The organism is Paenibacillus sp. FSL P2-0089, from assembly GCF_038595095.1.
Taxonomy (GTDB): Bacteria; Bacillota; Bacilli; order Paenibacillales; family Paenibacillaceae; genus Paenibacillus_AQ; species Paenibacillus_AQ silagei.
This window is the reverse complement of sequence record NZ_CP152006.1, coordinates 1,439,194-1,457,900: the sequence shown is the minus strand read 5'-3', so window position 1 is coordinate 1,457,900 and position 18,707 is coordinate 1,439,194. Positions and strand designations below refer to the sequence as shown.

Sequence of the window (18,707 nt, the reverse complement as noted above, 5' to 3'; positions counted from 1 at the left end):
GTACCACATCCAAAAGTGAATATTAGTACACCATTGTAAGAAAATGAATTAAAAAAAGTTAACACTTTAACACCTCTAATAATTAATCCAATCTGTTACTTCACCGATAGCATACCCAGCAGCGCCTCCTATAAGTACAACAGCTCCTGACAAATAACTAAAGGATACAGTAGAGTTATTGTTTGCATCACAGAACAAACCAACCCGCTAGACCCAATAATGTTAAGCTCACTCTAACGGGCCAATTCTATTCACCCACTCTCATTCACGCTTTAGAATCAACCCCGTCACCTTACTCCAAGGTACGGTAGGGTCATGTTGCACAATATAGGCTTTGGAAAAGCGGTCCAGGTAAGAGTTCTCATGTGACTTCGGAGATAGGATAATTAATTTGCGCTTTAGCTCGCTCGCATAGAGATCAAATACTTTTAACTTCCGCTGCTCATCTAACGCACTATCGAATTCATCCATCACAATAAACCCCGGTGCCGTTTGCAGATTCTGTAACAAAGCGAGTGCAAACAGTAGTGAACTAAGCGACTCCTCCCCGCCAGAGACACCCTTACCAACTCTTCCTCCCCGTGCCTTCACACTGACATCCTCTAACGTTCCCCGGTGCCCTTCCTTACGGGCTCTTATGAATAAATGGAACAGCACCCGTCCCTTGCGATCCTCTTGCTGCTTCCAATCAATCTGCCCCTCGAACTGAAAACCGCTCATGTAGTTCTTGAATCGCTGCTGAATTTCAAGCACTCTCATATTAATGGTTGTCTCCAATTGATCCCTGAGCGTCTCAGCCCGTTCTTGATTCTCTTCATACAATAAGCTTGTCCGCTTATACTCATCCTGCAGCCGGTGAACCTCTTCTTCAATGACTTTGTAATTCTCAGGTGCAGCAGGGTCTAGACCCGATTCATACCTGGCATTATCAAATGTAACCTTCCCGGACTCATATTCTTGACGGAGCTTGGTAACTGACTGCGGTTTTTTCACATTACTAAGTTCTGGTTCAGGCTCGTTAACCAGCTCATCATAAATAAACCGGGCTGTTCCTTTGAAATTCTCAATTTCTTCGATGGCCGTAAGCAGATTTATTTGTGATGTCTCAAGCGCCTCATGGGTATCTTTTAATTGGATATTCATTTGCTGCAACGTACGCGTTACCTGTTCAACATCATCTTGATTCTTGGCAAAATTCCGGTTTTGCCGGCGTTCATTACCGTCTATACGATCAAGCTGTTCTTCAAGAGTGTCAGATTGCTGCTTCATCATATCCTGTTGCGCGGCTAAGCTCTGGCGGTGCTTTGTCTTCTGCTGCAACGTCTCATACTTTTCCTTCTGCTGTCCCAAGCGTACATAAAAATTCGCTTCCTGCTGCAAAATTTCCTGTGTATGCTCCAGCTTGACCTGTTTCTCGAGGATTTTTTTGTGCACAACCTTTATTTCCTGAAGCTGCTGCTTCTGCTCGTCAAGACGTAGCACTTCAAGTGCATATTTCGCAGCACGTCCTTCACGTTCATGCTTCTTGGTGAGGAAAGCTTCGGATTCACGAACAGCTTGAATAATCGCATGCAATTCCTGCATAGTCTGTGTATCACTCTTAATGGAGTCTTCGATATCCGCAAGCACTGTATTTAATTGGCTAATTTTCTTCTGAATTTCCTCTTTACGTTTCTGCAGAGCCTTCTGGCTTAGGATATAGTTCTTCTTCTCCTGTGGCCCGCGAATCCCCCTCGGATCAATCAGCAGACCCTTCTCTACACGTATTTCTCCTGCCTGATAGAATTGCTCAACCCACCATAGAGCTTTAACTGCATGTGGGAACACATCATCACTGATGCCTTTTTTCAAATGAATCTGAAGCTCCTGAATGTCAGTAACCGATCGATCCGGCACGATACTCCGCAGAGGAACATGATACAAATCATTCGGAGCCTGTACATGCATACCATCAAAAAATACTGTATATTTAATAGCTTCGAATTGCTCCTCTGCTGCGGGCCGGGCGGACTCGTGTAATTCAACCAGCTCATTTAAGGTATAAGCACGCACCCCATTCGCTTTAAATAGCGCAAGTGATTCTCTTTGGCGGTCCGACCATAATTGATTATGCTCAAGCTGAAATCCCTCTTCCGTTAATGCCTGAAGCAGCTTCGCCTTCTTATCTCGTTCATGCTTAAAGTCTCGAATTCTTTGCTCTAATGCTGCAATATTCTTATCCACATCATAACTGCTGTGATATTGCCATAACCGTCCCTGATGTTCGTACTCCAGTGCCTTATCCTGCTGAATCTGCGCATGCAGAATATAGCTTGAATTCATTAATTTCGCTATCATACCCTCGGATTCCTGGATGTCTGCATCAGCCTTCGCCAAGTCACGATTCCGTTCTTGAAGCTGTAAAGTGATTGCCTCGAGCTGCGCCTGTACCTCTTCTTCAGTGCGCGTAATTCCAGACTTTTCTTGATTGAGCTCCTTCAGCCGGTGGTTCAATTCATTAATAACGTTCGTGGTTTCATTTATTTCATTATTCACAAGAGATAGCTTCTCCTGTAATAAAGTGATTTCCTCGTTAATCTGCTCTTTTTCCGCTTGGACCTGCGTTAGCTCATAAGTAATCCGCTCGGCTTGCTCCTGCAATAGGTCAAGGTTGTCCTTCGTTGCTTCCTGGTCCACGAGCAATTGTTCTTGTTTGGCTAATAAATGCTGTTGTTCCTGCTTATAAAAGGTTTCTAATTTCAGCAGTGCTCCAGCGTACATCCGGCCTCCTTGTACAAGACGCTTGCGATTATCCTCATACCGTTCCAGCGCTGCCTTAGCAATTCCCAGCCATTGCTTTTTATTGGAAACGTTAATATCAGCTGTTCTTAGACTCTCCTGCACTTCCTTCAACTTCTCCATACTTTCTTCCCAGTTGTGCTGTACCTGATTAATGCCATGCATTTCAGCAAAAATACGAAACCGCTCCTGCGGGTCCATGACCGCGAATTGATTAACCTCCTGCTGATACCAAATCAGGTAGAACAGGTCGGGATCAATTTTGTATTTGTACTGGAGGTCCTTCTTGTACGTAGTGAAATTGTATTGCCGGTCACCTGAAGTATACTTAATAGTCTCATCCCATTGCTCCGGATCATCCCCCGATTGAATGATAAATTCCTTCTTGGCCGGCTGTCCCGGTTCCTGCACAATATAAATCGAGAATTCGATAAAAGCAGGGGCATCCATGCGCACGCTTCCCTCATTCTTAAACAATAGCCGAATATGAGCTTTCCACGTATCATCCGGAAGAAGATTGCGGGATTTTAGACCCTCTAAGTCTACCTTGGAAGAATACAAAACAACCCCCATGCAGTACGTTATGGTAGATTTCCCTGCTCCATTCGGGCCGGTGATCAAGATATGTGATTCTTGTCCTGACAAGTCCATCATCGTTGGCTGATAATCCCGAATGCCAGTAAACCACATTTTCCAAGGTATCATTATGCTTCGTCAGTTCCTTCCTGATACAGATTATATCGTTTGAAAAACTTCAGAACTTCCTCTTTGTTTAATTGATTGGATTGACTGAATTCAATCGTACGGCGCAGAAAGGAATCCGAGAACATATTAGCCCCAATTCCAGTGATGGTATACGCCTTCTCATTTGAATTGGTATCATATTCTTCGACTGCCCCGATTTTTTTCAATTGGTCTATATTTAGAATCAAACGCTGATTTGCCTTTGTCGTCTCATGTCCAAGAGCATTTAACAATTGATCGAATAGCGTGAACTCATGCTGCAACACTTCTTGCTGATAAAAGATAAACAAGAGAATGGCCAGACTTTCTTTGGACAATGTACTGCGTGCCGATCGGGCAGGAACCCGCATCATCACGATCACCTGATCTCTTTTCACATCATAGATTACTTTGAAATACCGGCTTACCGCCTGATTAACCCGCATTAAAAATGAATTGAACTGCTCATCATCATTAGATATCTTTAACTGCTTCTCTACCTCGCGCCGGGATAAGCCGAAATTGCCCACACGTATTGTTGCAGAGGATGAGAATAAAAGATTCATAAACACGATTTCTTCCGCCTCGGTTAACATGCCTTTGATTGCCTGCATGACATTAAGCGGATTTACATTACATTCATCCGTCAAGCTCATCGTCACTCCTCTTCTGCCTGTTCATTGAAGCTTTGTTATGCTTAACGACTTGATTAATATCCTTCGGATTCATCCAGTCCCATTCCTTGTCATATCGGGGGGCTTGGGATTCTGATTCCGCCGCCGCTTCCTCCATTGTCAGCTTCTTGCTGCCTACTAACGCAGATAACGCCGTAAGTGCGTTAATCGCATCGCCCCACTCCGCAGATGTTGCTTCAATGATTACCGTCTCTAGCGGAGCTTGCTCCACTTCCTGCATGAATCCTTCAATGGCGTCCGTCTCAATCATAGATTTCGTCAGCAACCACGCTGAATCTCCCATCATATCCTCTAATTGTGTAATATCAATCTCCTCATGGATATATTGGGTGTCCTGGATATCTTCCTGCATCCGGTCCACTAGCGGCTCATAGTCCTCCAGATAATGAATAGCTTCACTAATAGCTGCACCGGACAGCGGCGCGGCGAATTTAACAGGCATCCACAGACCATCCATGGACTCCCCCTCGTATTCATTCTGCTCCATAAAGCTCATAATCTGATGAGCATTAGGAATGTCCGATTCTGGAGGCGGGTCATACATTTGAGTAATGAACATCCGAACTTTTTCGGGATTAATCGAGGACAAGAGCATCGTTTGCTTCATCATCGTAAATTTGAGATATTTATTAATCATCCCCATGCTCAGATTCGTGCCATCGGCAAGCGCAGATGTTCCTGCCTGCATTAAATCACTGAGTACCAGACTGTCCTCTAATGTATGAAATTGACGGAAACGCTCCGTCAGCTTCATCTCCAGCTCCTGCATCAACTGATGGATAATCTCTAACTGAGGCAGTGCATTGCGGTCCGCCAGCATTTCTAATTCACGTTCCTTCATCAATTGTATAGCATTTTCCACGTTGCGAATCATACTGGCAATTTTGTTACCGCCGGAAATGCCATGATCATCATAGGCTTCGCTAAGCTCGGCATCCCGTCTGGCCTGGAATAACGATCGACCAATATCATCATGCATGTAATAGGCTAAAGAATCATTAGCAAGCCGTATGAGCGTATCCATCATCCGCTTCCCTACATCACGCATTTTTAGCTGCCTGGTTTGTTTGGATATCCAGTTATACTTCACCAGGACATTTACAATCTGTTCAACCTTTTTCTTGCTTGGCGGGTCAAGGTCCTCATAGCGGTTCCGGTAACGAAAATACAGGGTATCTACGTTCTCAATCGGTTCATCCAGCCCCAGGGCCTCCTCATTGAGCAGTTGAATAATACGTAAGAACCGTAAAATTTCGATAGGCGTCTGCAGAAAGTTCTGGGAGCCCAGATCATTCAATACCCCTGACAACAGAGCAATATCCCTTAAGGCCTGGTGCATTTCCGGCCCGGATTCGTCAGTCTGAAAAATTGAAATTAATGGTTGATCCAGCTTCTCCAATCCTCTGCCTCCCCTAACACAATCTCTTGTTCCAACTTCATATACTGTAGCAAATCCTCCAGACGCTGTTGATACTCCGGCCAACTGGTTAGTATGGAGCGATCAGGGCAGATCCATTTATGTCGCACATCATGTCCACTAAGCGACTGGTACATTTCCCTTGCAATTTGCAGCCCCGCCTCATCATAATCACTCCACATGATTACTTGATCAATGGCGCTGTTATTCATTAATTGCCTGATAAAATACCGGTGCACACTCCGGATATGGCCGTCCACACATATAATCACAGAATTAGTCGCCTGCAAGAAATGGGGTTCTGCTGACATCCGCGTCAAAACAGCCCGATTCTCGACTAACCATAGCGTAGTTGCTGCGGTTGAATACTGGTCTTGGGATACTGAAATATTGGTTAAGGCATGAACAGGTCCTGCCTGGAAATTGGACCATTTCCCTTCAAGGGTACCGGCAAAATAGATCGGCGTAATCTGCCCTCCGCTTATCATTCCTAATGCTTCAGCTGGCTGACCGCTTAGCGTCTCTAGCATGTTAAGAAACTCTATTTTAGACAGATCAAATGCCTTAGAGCCTCCAATACCCGGGTAATACTGCGCGCCAATTTCTTTCCAGTCAAATATTTCTTTGGTACAAGAAATCATGCCAAAAGCCAGTAAAAAGTGTAATGAATGGATTCTCTTAGATACGCTCCAATTCGCAGGGAAAACAACCTGATCCTTCAACGTACCAATACTCCACGCTAAACTATCCGTTAAGAATATTGTCAAACCCTTTAACTGAAGCATCCGTTCGCCCGGTACACACATTATTTCTTCCATTCGCCGGGCAGCTTCTGACTGATAAAACGTAAATTGATCTATTATATCCCTTTCTGTGTCTTTTTGCTTATTTATCAGTTGAACATATAATAAATACCCCATACGGTAATATATCCGGTCTACCGATTTCCCGTCTTGCTTGAACCGGACCTCCTTCACAATCCATCCCTTACTCAGCCAGTCAAAAGTTTGTTGATTGTCATCTAATAAGGCACGCTTCCCCACTGTCCAGCGTAACAGCTGCTGCTCCGGAGGTTCTTCGGCACTTAAGCCATCCTGCCATGCAACGGTAATGATCCCTACTCTTCGTAGCGTACGGGCAGTCCTTTTTACAATATCTATATCAACAAGAGAATCATCACTTATTACTGTTGGCATCTCCAGTTGCTCATCTTTTTTCAAATAATTTCGGCTTATAAACGAAAGGATATCATCTGAAGTATTCACTTTTGCCTCCTACCCTAAGCTCTTTAATTACATATTCAAGCTGCTTAGATAAGTATAGCGGAAAGTAGAATGCTCTACGATGATACCCAAAATTTGTTCATGATATAGAAACATAAATAGCCTGTAGGAATGAGACGTTATTCTCTCATCTCTACAGGCTATTATTCTCAGCGGATGCATCTATGTCGTCCGCTAGTAAGGTTATAGAAAATCCACACTAATAAATAATATTAGCTCGGGCAATCTTTCCAAGATGATAAGCGCTAGGTTTAGGAGTGCGCTCCTGTGTCTGCCGGTCTACTTCAATTAACCCGAAACGCTTGGAGAATCCAAGCTGCCATTCAAAATTATCAAGTAGTGACCAATGCAAATACCCCTTAACTGGAATCCCGTCAGCAATACATGCAGCCACACCCTTTAAAGCCCGATCAATAAAAGCAACACGGCGTGTATCATCATCCGTAGCAACACCATTCTCCGTTACGATAATCGGCTTGTTCAGATGCTTCGAAGCACAACGAATAACATTCTCTAGAGCTTCGGGATAGAATTCGTAACCCATCTGGGTACGCTCTCTATCAGCAGGTACAGGGATGAGACCATCCGGTCCGTAGATCTCACGTGAATAGTTCTGTAAGGCCAGGAAATCATCGTCCTCCATATAAGGAAGGAATTGTAGAAATTCCTCATGTAATTCATGAGCAGCCTGTTCTTCTCCACCAGGGACGGACTGAAAATCAAAGAGCGACATGCTTAATCCGATTTTAGTGTTCGGACTAACCTGCCGGATAGCCGCCCTTGCCTCCACATGCGATTGGAAGATGATGTGCAGGCCTTTTTCGGAACGTGGTGACAGGAAGGTATGCACCTCCATGGGTGGTATACCAAATGCTTGGGACAATTCAGCATAGTAGTCCCGCATTTGTTCTTGAAAATCCATGTTCATGCCAAGTTGTCCTGCTGCAGATCCCCCCTGCTGATACTGCTTCATAACTTTTGCAATTCCAATAGAAATATTTGCCTCATTGATTGTACATACATAAGGAATTTGATCTCCTAATTGGCTCATGACATGAGCACAATAACGTGCAAACCTTGCTGGCGTACCTTCAGCTTCCCAGCCTCCGGCGCTAATAAGCCATTGCGGGGAGGTGAAATGATGAAGCGTTACGACCGGGGTTACATTCAAGTTGCTGCAAGTTCTTAATACATCCCGGTAATGTTCCATGGCTGCTTCATCGAATTGCCCTTCCTCCGGTTCAATCCGGGCCCACTCGATGGAAAAGCGATAAGAATTGAGGCCAAGTGCGGCTAAACGTCCGCTCAGAAATTGATTGTTCATTCTGTCGACTTCTATCGGTACATGATCAAAATAGAGGTCGATTTGCTCCCACTTTATGAAGAAATCAAACATGTTAACACTTATCTTCAGATTCAGTCAATCCGCTATAAAGACAGGTTTACCTATTCCATTGAAACCGATAAGATGATCGAGGATATGCTTGTTCCACCTATGCTTATTCAAAATTTTGTGGAGAACTCCATTAAATATGCTATACAACCCGATAAATCAACACATATTTCAGTTAAAATTGTCGCGATCGAACTCGATTTCTACCCATTTGCTAAAATAATGATTTCCGACACAGGAAACGGATATCCTGCAGCTCAACTAGAGCAATTGAATCAAGGGAAAGCTATAGTTGATAGCAAGGCTGAGCATATTGGAGTCAGTAATACCCTGCAGCGTCTCTCCTTGTTATTTGAGGGAAAAGCAAAATGGCGCTTTTATAATCAAAACGGCGCCGTAAGTGAACTCATCTTGCCTGCGCTCTTCCAAGAATAAGTAAAGTCACAGTTAGCACCTCGGACGTCATGAGTTGAGTGCGGCGTATTACGATCGACTATCCGTTCGCACCCTATGGAAGCATTGGCCTAGAACACTTTTCGTACTCCAAGATGATCTGATCAGACTTTGTCTGGGACAGTGAAGCAAAAGCGGGTATCATCCTTGAATGAGGATGATACCCGCTTTCTCTATCCTTCCAGTTCGACCGCAAGACAATGCACGTACGGCGTCGGCAGATGTTCCGGCAAAGATACAACCAGCGGGCCTAATGCCTGGCTGAATTCTACCGGTCCTGCACCGAGCAGACGCACGTGTCTAACCCGTTCTTCCGGCCCGAATGACCGTATGACAGCCATCCGGTCACCGGGTGCCTTCATCTGGAAGGCGTAGACCGTATTCCCTTTCTGCGTGAACCGGAAATCCGTCGCATCCCACTCCACCCTGTCCTCTTTGTATTGCTCGATAACCACGCGCGAATTCCCTTCGCCAGACACGTGGAACGGCCTCGTCCCGTAGACGCCTTCCGAAGATACAGCCATCCACTGAGCCATCTCCTGAAGAATATATCGGCATTCGTCATCAATTGTTCCATCCGGTCTCTGGGGTATATTTAGCAACAGATTGCCGTTCTTGGAGATGATATCGATCAGGATTTCAATCACGTGATCCGGTCTCTTGTATACGGCTTTGGCATTATAGAACCAGTCACCGACACAGGTGTCCGTCTGCCAGGGCTCTTCCTTGATACCCGGCTCCTGGCTGCGTTCGATATCCAGGACGCCGACCGAGTACACTGCTTTCCTGCGGTCTTTCTGATTATAGACCGCCTTATTCACGCCTCCGTTACGGGCGGCGCTGCTGTTATAGAGATGGGCAACTGCCTGAAGCCCTGCCGCCATAACCGCCTCATCCGGCGCAGTCGCCGCATCCTGAAAGATGTCAGTGAACGGAAGTGCTCCGTCGGAATACAGCAGATCCGGCTGGTACAGATCGATGAGCTCCATCATCACATCCAGCCAGCGCTGATGCCACTCCGGCTCGGTGGCATACCACGGATCCAGATCGTACATCTTTTTATCTGCGTGATAATACATCTGATTGGGCAGGTACAGGTCTTCGTATTGCGGATCATTGCCATCGTATGGGACACCCTTGTACAGGCCTTCCTTATCCTGTCCCTTATTGCTCTGGAACCAGCTGAACGTTGCTCCAAGATGCTCGGTCAGGCCGAATGGCAAGCCCCGCTTGTCTGCTGCTGCTTTCCACAAGGCCACGATATCCTTCTTGGGTCCCATCTGAACGGAATTCCAGCGGTGCAGCCTGGAATCGTAATTGAAGAAGTTGTCATGGTGCATCGCCTGCGCCACGAAATATTTGGCACCCGCAGCCTGATACAGATCCATCAGCTCTTCGGGATCGAACTTCTCTGCCTTCCAGAGCTGGACAATGTCCTTGTAGCCAAAGACCGACGGATGGCCGTAATGACGGATATGATAGCGGTATTGGTCCGAACCTTCAAAGTACATGTTACGGGCGTACCAGTCACCGAACATCGGCACGGACTGCGCTCCCCAGTGTGACCAGATTCCCAGCTTCGCATCCCGGAACCAGGCTGGACATTCGAAGGTTTGCAGGGAAGCAAGCTTCGGCTCAAACGGTCCTTTGACCCTAGCAGATGTCTTCATTGAACGTTCCTCCAATTCGCTTTGTGTTTTAGAGACGGGTAATATGCCTGTAACTATTCTTTCACCGAACCGATCATGACCCCCTGCACAAAATACTTCTGCACAAAAGGATAAATGATCAGAATGGGAACAGTTGTAATGACGATCAGTGAATATTTCAAAAGCGTCTCCATGTTCTTCATCATGGTCAACCGCTGAGGGTCGAGCGACGCGGACATGCTGGTGTAGTCGATTTTGTTCTCGACCAGAATCTGGCGAAGCACCAATTGCAGCGGATACAGAGACTGTGAATTCAGAAAGATCAGTGCATTAAAATATGAGTTCCATAACCCCACCGCCGACCATAGCATCAGGACAGCAAGAATCGGCTTCGATAACGGCAAGACGATACGGGTCAGGAACTTGAAGTCCCCGCAGCCATCCAGCTGGGCAGCCTCGTACATTTCCTTCGGCAGCGAATTCTGGAAGAACGTCTTCGCAATGATAATCGAGTAAATATTGAGTGCCGACGGCACGATAATCGCCCATGGCGTATTGAGCATCCCCAGATCCTTGACTACAAGATAAAAAGGAATAAGTCCTCCGTTAAACAGCATCGCGAACAGAATCGCCCAGATCCAGATGTTGCGTCCAACCATCTCTTTTCTTGACAATGGATAGGCCATCATGACAGTAAGCGATACGCTCAGCAGGGTGCCGCCCACCGTGTAGAGCAGCGAGTTGACGAATCCCGTCCACACCGCATTGTATTGAAAAACACCGATATAGCCGTCCAGCGTGAAATCAACCGGCAGCAGCCAGACCTTGCCTCCCTGTACGGCCGCTGCCGAGCTGAAAGAGGAACTGACGATAAAGATCAGAGGGTACAATACCAAAAGCAGAACTATTGTTAATCCGGTGTACACGCAAAATAAAAAGATGCGGTCTGAGCCGGACTCCCGAATCGCGGATGTGCGACGCATGAAATTTCCTCCTAACCTAGAACAGACTGCTGTCTGAAACTTTACGGGCGCTATAGTTGACCGCGGTAATCAGGATCAGGCCGATGACAGAGTTGAATAAGCTGATCGCTGTCGCAAAGCTGAAGTCGGCGTTAACCAGTCCGATCTTGTACACATACGTGGATATAACTTCCGAACTGCTTAGATTAAGGTTGTTCTGGAGCAGGAATACTTTCTCGAAGCCGATACTGAGCAGCCCGCCCACGCTGAGAATCATCAGGATAATAATGGTGGAGCTGATGCCTGGCAGATCAATATAGCGGATCTTTTGCAGCCGGCTGGCTCCGTCAATTCTTGCCGCCTCGTACAATTCAGGATTGACGCTGGCCAAAGCCGCAAGATAGATAATTGCCGCATACCCGGTTTCTTGCCAGATGCCCGACCAGACATAGACCGACGAGAAGCTGTCGGCGCTTGCCAAGACATTCGGAGGATTGTTGTTGCCGAGCAGACTGGAGAACAGCGCCAGAGGGCCGCTCGTCGGAGACAGCATGATCTGGATCATACCGACCAGGATAACCGTCGAGATAAAATACGGCGCGTAAGTAAACATTTGCACGGTTTTTTTGAAGCGGACATGCTTCACTTCGTTCAGCGCCAGCGCCAGAATGAGCGAGCACGGGATCGACACGATCAGATAGTACAGGCTCAGGACCAGCGTATTCTTGACCAGCGGCCAGAAATACGGTGACGAGAGAAACAGCTCGAACTGCTGAAGGCCGACCCAGGGACTCCCCCAGATACCCTGAACCGGATTAAAGTTGCGGAAGGCAATCTGAACGCCAACCATCGGCCAATAGCTGAACACGAGCAGAAAAGCTGTCGGGAGCGCGATGATGGCGTACAGCGGCCAGTGCCGGACTATGCGTTGCCGTAATTCAGAATTCGGTTTCATCGTCGATCATTCCTCGCTTAAAAAAGTTGCATCATCCGCTCCGGAGTACCGCGGAGCGGATGATGCCCATGCCGCTTTAGTGCAGCGATTCGAGATTCTTCACCACTGCATCATCGCGCTGGTAGCTGCTCGTATCAAACGGGCTCACGATCGCTTCTTCGGTGATGCTCAGGAAGTCTGCCAGACCCAGCTTCTTCACACCCTCCACATATGCATCCCAGTCCTTGTCGATCGATTTATTGCCGACGATGAACTCGGCGGTCCATTGGTTGACGTATGAAGTAATGTTGGTCTTCAGCTGGGAATATTGCTGCGACTTGGCGGGATCGATCCAGATTGAGGCTGGCACAACCTGCGCCGGCTGCTTGCCTTTGTAATCCTTCTCCGTATAGTAGTGCAGCAGCGCTTCCGAGCCGGAGCCATCCGGCGTGAACGGGGATTTGGCGACGATGCTGTTGCGCCATTCCTCCGACTGGTAGATCGGCCCCAGCTGATTCCAGCCCCGGGTGAACGGTGTCGGCGGCTGAAAATCAATATCGAACAGCGCCGGTGTCCCGACCAGTCCGGTTTCACCTTCCTTAGCTCTAGTCCAGTATTCGCCTTCCGGCCCCATGTTCGCCATGGTCGCGCCTTCCGGCGTCCAGATGAAATTCAGCAGCTTCATGATGGCAATTTTCTCTTCTTCTGATGCTTTATTCGTAATGGTGAAGACGGCTCCACTGACGCCATTGCCGCTGAATGCCGCGTATTGGGCGCCCCCCGGACCTTTGAGCGGCGGGATGGTGACCCAGTCAATGATTTCACTCATGTTCTCGGCTCCGACGACGCAGTTGATGCAGCCCCAAGGCACTACGCCCACTTCATGATTGATCGCTTGCTTGCTGAGCACATCATTCGTCTGGGTAAATGCCGCACTGCTGATCAGACCTTTGCTGTACAAGCGGTTAATATAGGAGAGCCCGTCTTTCCATTCATCCTTGATTGCGGCAAATTCAAGCTTTCCGTTATTTATCTCCAGGCGGTTCCCGCCGTCGTTATACACGAAGGCATTCATCAGGAACGTCGTCGGATCGGAGTTCCAGCCGTCCGTGGACCCTGTAAGCGGCAGGATGCCGTTCGACTTAAAAACCTCCAGCATATGCTCGAATTCATCCGTAGTCGTCGGAATACTAAGACCGTACTTTTCCAGGAGCGGCTCATATACCCACAGCTTGCTGGAGTAGTAGCAGTGCAGGCAGTAGTTATAGAACGGCAGGCCGTAAATGTTGCCGTCCGGAGCGTATACCCCTTGCTTGAGCGCCGGCGTGTTCTCGATTTCCTTCCAGACATTAGGCGCATACTCTTTCAGGAGATCGTTTAAGGGCACAAATACGCCTTGCTTGCCGTATTTCAGCAGGTCCTCATTGGTGAACTGCCCTGCCCAGAAGATCGAAGGATAATCTCCGCTGGCCAGCAGCAGCGGCTGCTTGGTCGTAACATCCGTGTTAGGTACAGTTGACCACTTGATATCTATATTAAATTTCTCTTCGGCATACGTTGTGAACCAGTTGGTATCCATATTCCCGTTGGTGCTCGAAGTGCCGGCGAACAGATTGACAGTGACAGGCTTGCCTTGTCCGGATGAGTCCGTCGGATCCGTTGCGTTTGTACCCGATACACCAGCCGGCGTGGTAGCGCTTTCTTTTTTACCGTTATTACTTTGCGAACATCCGGCTAACAGTATAATGACCATGATCGTTAACATTAAAATTACGGTTTTGCGTTTCCCGTTCATCCTTGAAGCCCCCTCTATTTTATTCATGCTGTACAACGATACTGCGAATCACCCCCTTAAACTGAATAATCCATTCTTAAAATTATATAAGATTATCACTGCTGCTTCAGACAAACAATAACTGTAGCGGAATGAAAATGAATACCCTTTCAAAACTGTTGATGAAGGATAAACAGACCTCTAGCCATTATTTTAGTCCAATAAACAGAAGGTTAGGTGCTGCATTTCGTTCAAACTTTGTCTTGATTATAAGGGATGGCAGTTCAGAGTAAAATCAGGTAAAATTAAAGTATCATATAAAAAAATGAAAGTTGTTGATGGTCCATGGAGCGTTATATGAAGCATTACATGAAGCAATTTCTCGTCACCACTTTGGATCGGACACTGCCGATTTATATAGAACTGACGGGCTATAATGAATGGCAAGAGGAATTTGACCGGCCAGAGGGCTATCACTGCTATCACTGGCTGCATACGGTAAGCGGGGAAGGCCAATTCGAATGTTCGGGAACCACGGTTACGCTTGGACCGAACCAGGGAATCCTGCTTCCTCCACATGTCCCGCATCGTTATGTCACCTTATCACACCCGTGGTCCACCTGGTACGTTACCTTCAATGGTAATTTAGCTCCGACCATTATCTCCTCATTGGGATTGGCTACATCTACGGTCATTAGCTGGGAGCCCGGCTCCAGGCTGTCCAAGATTCATTACAGAACGCGCCATCTGGAGCAACGGCCATCCGAATTCAGCGGAATGGACAGCTCGGCTTTCGTCTATCGCTTCCTGATCGATCTAAAGCGCTTTGGACAAGTGGATAACCAGCGCTCCTATTCCCAGCATTCGAAACGTCTGCTACCCATGATTCAGTTTTTGGAGAATAATTTTCATGATCCCGGCATCGGTCTGGCCAATCTTTCCGAGTTCACCGGCCTCAGTTCGCAGCGGCTAAATTATTTATTCCGCATAACCACCGGTATGAGCCCTTATCAATATTTGATTCATTTACGCATTCAAAAGGCCAAGGAGCACCTGATCCTGGACAAACACCTGACCATCAAAGCCATTGCCACACTTGTCGGTTTTTTGGACGCGAGCCATTTCATCTCCACCTTCCGCAAATTCGAGGCAATTACGCCCCAGCGCTTCCGGGAGCTTAATTGAAGATGCTGTAAATATCAATAAACCGGAACCTCTTCTTGCTTTATTACTCGTTATTTAAATGTGACATTGTTTATAGACCAACAAAAAAGACCCGCCTATGGCAGGTCTGCTTTGTCTCTCACCGCTTCGCCTTATAATACCCCAATACGGTAATATATCCGGTCTACGGATTTCCCAGCTTGCTTGAACCGGACCTCTTTCACAATCCTTCCCTTACTCAGCCAGTCAAAAATTAGTTTTTCTTAAGAAATGATTTCTATAGTTACCGTATAAACATAGATACCTTTCTTAATTTGATAGGGATCGTGAATATTTTTGGTCCAGCCGGTATCTCCGCCAAGACCTGCATGTTTGTGATCAATATGAAGATAAACAGAATCTGAATTTCCCAGTTCGTCTTCATAGGCGGCGTTGTCATATTGCTCAATACTGTGCCCATGAATATCAAAATGGAAATGTCCCGCTGCCGATACTTTTACTTCTTGTTCATTGGATGACAAATATAAATAGCGGACATCCTCCTTACCACCGCATTCTACCGGTAAGATATAGGGTACGTGCTGCTGTTCTACAGTGCTCTCATATACTCCAACGAATGCGGCAGATTTACGATCCGCGTAGTTTTCCCATGGCCCGCGGCCATACCATTTCATCTTCTTCCAGGCATCCGAGAACTTAAAGCTTAGCCCAATTCTCGGGAGAGTGTCGACCTTGGCATTGTTCACAACTGTATTGGTGATTTCTATCCCTTTGCCGCCGACGGTATAATTGGTTTTGGTTTCAATGCATCCATGATAGATACAATTAACTTGAATGATAACAGCAGCCGGTGCTGCAAATACCCGAATACTCTTGATTTCTTTCTCATTGGAATGGAGCCCGAGAGCTATCCATTCATCTGCATAATTGGACGATTCAAGATGAATACCTCCATCAATTCCTGTTGGAGGGCGATAGAAGTTATTGGTTCCTCCCGTGAAATAATTCTTGTGATTGTATTTTACAGAGATGAACTCTGCGGTTTCTTTCGAGAAAAGAACCGTTGTATTTTCATTATAGATATGAATTTCATTTGTCGTTTCATCATACTTCAAGCTATCCTTTTCTATATCTCCGGTATGCACTTTATTCACAGAATCCTTAATCTCTATCTGGCAGGCATAAATACAGGTTCCCTTCTTAGAATAAAAGGTGTCCTCGTCCAAATAAGCATAGAAATTAAGAAAAGCTTCCCCGGAGACTTTAGACGAATCGTATGGTGCTTGAAGCTTATCAACGGATCCGGGCGCTGTGTGATATTTAGGCAAACTACCGCTTTCTATCACATTGCCATCGCAAACCAGTTCCCAAGCCATATTCAAATGGCTTAAATCCCGATGCGTGTAATGATTATAAATTCGATAGCCATCATTCCCAGGCATGTAATCCATTTGGATAGGAGCTTGTACATTTTTGATTTCATTCGCAGCCGGCTTGAGAGTGAGATCTGGGAAAACTATACCATTCAGGCACATATCAGGTGCAGGATCAGTAACCTCTTCCTGGAATGCCCCGCCATAGACATACTTTTTATTTCCGTCTTTATCCTGCTTAACCAGCGCTTTATCCTGAAAATCCCAAATAAATCCTCCTTGAAACCGCGGGAATTTATGAATGAGATCCCAAAATTCCTTAAAGTTTCCGTTACTGTTACTTTTCGCATACGCATATTCACACATAATAAAAGGACGCAAATCCTCGCTTTCAGCCATGACATCCAGAATCCAATCTTTCTGAGGATACATAGGCGCCATAATATCGGAGATGTTTGCCGGAGGATTCAGAGACTCATACTGAACGTACCTTGTTTTGTCATACTCCTTAATCCAGCCGTACATCGCAGCATGATTCGCTCCATAACCGGATTCATTACCCAGAGACCAGAGAATAATGGATGGATGATTTTTATCTCTCAGAACCATCCGTGTAGCCCGTTCCATATACGCATTTGTCCATTCGGGGGATGCGCTTAACTGGCCGCCAAGACCGTGTGTTTCAATATTGGCTTCATCCACCAAGTAAATGCCCAGTTCATCACACAAGTCATACCATTCGATTGCGTGCGGATAGTGACTTGTTCTTACCGCATTGATATTCAGCGATTTCATGACCTTGATTTGCTCGCGCATATATTCTGTTGTTACGACTCGTCCTGTTTCAGGACAAAAGGCGTGAAGATTGGTTCCCCGTATAATGAGACGCTTCCCATTAATTCTCAGGACCCCTTTTCGATCGATATTCACTTCACGGAAGCCGACATTCGCGCTCTCAATATCAACTACATTTCCAGACAAATCAATCATTTCTAACACCAATTTATAGAGATAAGGGCTCTCGTCGCTCCACAAGTGAGGATTTGAAATGGTTTTCGTAACCTTTGCTACATATTTTTCTCGCAGGTAGGAATCACAATCCGCAAACTTTGGCGTTTCAAACTCAGTAACCAATTTCTGTTCGCTATCATACAGGGACAACCGCACATGAGCCTCACCATAACCATTCACTTGATTATTAGGTGCAACCGTCACTTTTAATTCGGCATTGTTGTAATTCCCCGAAAAGAGGGTTTCGATCTTATAATCATGAATGCGCATACGTGGTTTTGCATAAATGAGAACATCCCGGTAGATCCCCGAGAGATGCCAGTAATCCTGATCCTCCAGATAAGTCCCGGCTCCAAACCGCATCACCTGAACAGCTATAAGGTTTTGTCCCTTTTGAATGTAATCCGTGATATCAAAAGAAGCGTTAAGCTTACTATCCTGAGAATAACCAACCAGTTTGCCGTTTAACCACAGATAAAAACACGATTCTACACCTCCAAAATCGATAAATATATCCCTTTCGTTAAAATGTTCGTCAACTTCAAACGTTCTAACGTAACAACCGGTAAGGTTACTCTCTGGAACATGAGGCGGATTCAAAATGTATTCATTATTCCTGAGTTGAATTTCGTGACTTGAACCCTCCCCTTTTTGAACAAAAGGATACAACATATTGGTGTATACAGGTTTTCCATACCCCGAAAGCTCCCAATTGGAAGGAACCGGAATATGATCCCAATGGGAAACATCATATTCAGGACTATAGAATTCATCCGTTACTTCATCGGGAGATCCGAACATTTTAAACTTCCACATTCCATTCAGGCTTTTTACGTATTTAGACTTTCTCCGGTCTCCGCTTAAAGCCTGTTCAACGGTTTCGTATACTCCGTAGGGCTCATGCATGGGATAACGGTTTTTTTGAGTAACATATTGATTTTCCCAATCTCTGCTTAGCTTCATCGGCTTAAATAACACTCCCATCCATTGTTCTAATTGGTTGATCTTTCAATGTAGATACCCCTATAATATAAGGAAAATTCCTTATATTAAATGTTGAGTATGGTATTTCATTTATCCATTTTGGTAGGAGTGTGA

Annotated in this window: 12 protein-coding genes; 2 read left to right on the top strand and 10 right to left on the bottom strand. The window is 46.0% G+C overall.

Translation table 11 applies throughout. The annotated features are described in order from the left end of the window. Positions 1-261: 261 nt before the first annotated feature. The 5 genes from NST69_RS05910 to NST69_RS05890 form a co-directional block, all read right to left on the bottom strand. Positions 262-3,483 (bottom strand): chromosome segregation protein SMC, encoded by a 3,222-nt coding sequence (locus NST69_RS05910; RefSeq protein ID WP_339254558.1) that lies wholly within the window; start codon positions 3,481-3,483, stop codon positions 262-264. Next, a complete protein-coding gene (locus NST69_RS05905; protein ID WP_342548727.1) occupies positions 3,483-4,157 on the bottom strand; it encodes a hypothetical protein in 675 nt (224 codons plus the stop codon). Before NST69_RS05905 ends, NST69_RS05910 begins: the two co-directional genes overlap by 1 nt. Continuing rightward, complete coding sequence (locus tag NST69_RS05900) at positions 4,141-5,595, bottom strand: hypothetical protein (protein WP_340978948.1); 1,455 nt, start codon at positions 5,593-5,595, stop codon at positions 4,141-4,143. Before NST69_RS05900 ends, NST69_RS05905 begins: the two co-directional genes overlap by 17 nt. After that, positions 5,571-6,878: a DUF2399 domain-containing protein gene (locus NST69_RS05895; protein ID WP_340955221.1), complete on the bottom strand. Its 1,308-nt coding sequence runs from the start codon at positions 6,876-6,878 to the stop codon at positions 5,571-5,573. The genes NST69_RS05900 and NST69_RS05895 overlap by 25 nt, the downstream gene beginning before the upstream one ends. 217 nt (positions 6,879-7,095) lie before the next feature. After that, a complete protein-coding gene (locus tag NST69_RS05890) occupies positions 7,096-8,220 on the bottom strand; it encodes a family 1 glycosylhydrolase (protein ID WP_342548726.1) in 1,125 nt (374 codons plus the stop codon). A gap of 21 nt (positions 8,221-8,241) precedes the next feature. Between NST69_RS05890 and NST69_RS05885 the strand changes: the two genes are divergently transcribed. Beyond that, positions 8,242-8,724, top strand: a complete 483-nt coding sequence (locus NST69_RS05885) for an ATP-binding protein (protein ID WP_155991596.1) — start codon at positions 8,242-8,244, stop codon at positions 8,722-8,724. 191 nt (positions 8,725-8,915) lie between these two features. Here the strand turns inward: NST69_RS05885 and NST69_RS05880 are convergent, their stop codons facing one another. The 4 genes from NST69_RS05880 to NST69_RS05865 all read right to left on the bottom strand — a co-directional run bounded on the left by NST69_RS05880 (position 8,916) and on the right by NST69_RS05865 (position 14,082). Next, the gene (locus NST69_RS05880) at positions 8,916-10,412 is read right to left on the bottom strand and encodes an alpha-L-fucosidase (RefSeq protein WP_036727860.1); all 1,497 of its coding nucleotides are present in this window, start codon (positions 10,410-10,412) and stop codon (positions 8,916-8,918) included. A 53-nt stretch (positions 10,413-10,465) separates the two neighbouring features. Then, a complete protein-coding gene (locus tag NST69_RS05875) occupies positions 10,466-11,374 on the bottom strand; it encodes a carbohydrate ABC transporter permease (protein ID WP_036727859.1) in 909 nt (302 codons plus the stop codon). 16 nt (positions 11,375-11,390) lie between these two features. Beyond that, a complete protein-coding gene (locus tag NST69_RS05870; protein ID WP_051478221.1) occupies positions 11,391-12,308 on the bottom strand; it encodes an ABC transporter permease subunit in 918 nt (305 codons plus the stop codon). A 76-nt stretch (positions 12,309-12,384) separates the two neighbouring features. Then, positions 12,385-14,082: a hypothetical protein gene (locus NST69_RS05865; protein WP_339254546.1), complete on the bottom strand. Its 1,698-nt coding sequence runs from the start codon at positions 14,080-14,082 to the stop codon at positions 12,385-12,387. 336 nt (positions 14,083-14,418) lie between these two features. Here NST69_RS05865 and NST69_RS05860 point away from each other — a divergent pair, with 336 nt between their 5' ends. After that, a complete protein-coding gene (locus NST69_RS05860) occupies positions 14,419-15,246 on the top strand; it encodes an AraC family transcriptional regulator (protein WP_036727855.1) in 828 nt (275 codons plus the stop codon). 242 nt (positions 15,247-15,488) lie between these two features. Here the strand turns inward: NST69_RS05860 and NST69_RS05855 are convergent, their stop codons facing one another. Next, entirely contained in the window at positions 15,489-18,572 is a 3,084-nt protein-coding gene (locus tag NST69_RS05855) for a glycoside hydrolase family 2 TIM barrel-domain containing protein (RefSeq protein WP_342548725.1), read from the bottom strand. Between the last annotated feature and the right edge of the window lie 135 nt (positions 18,573-18,707).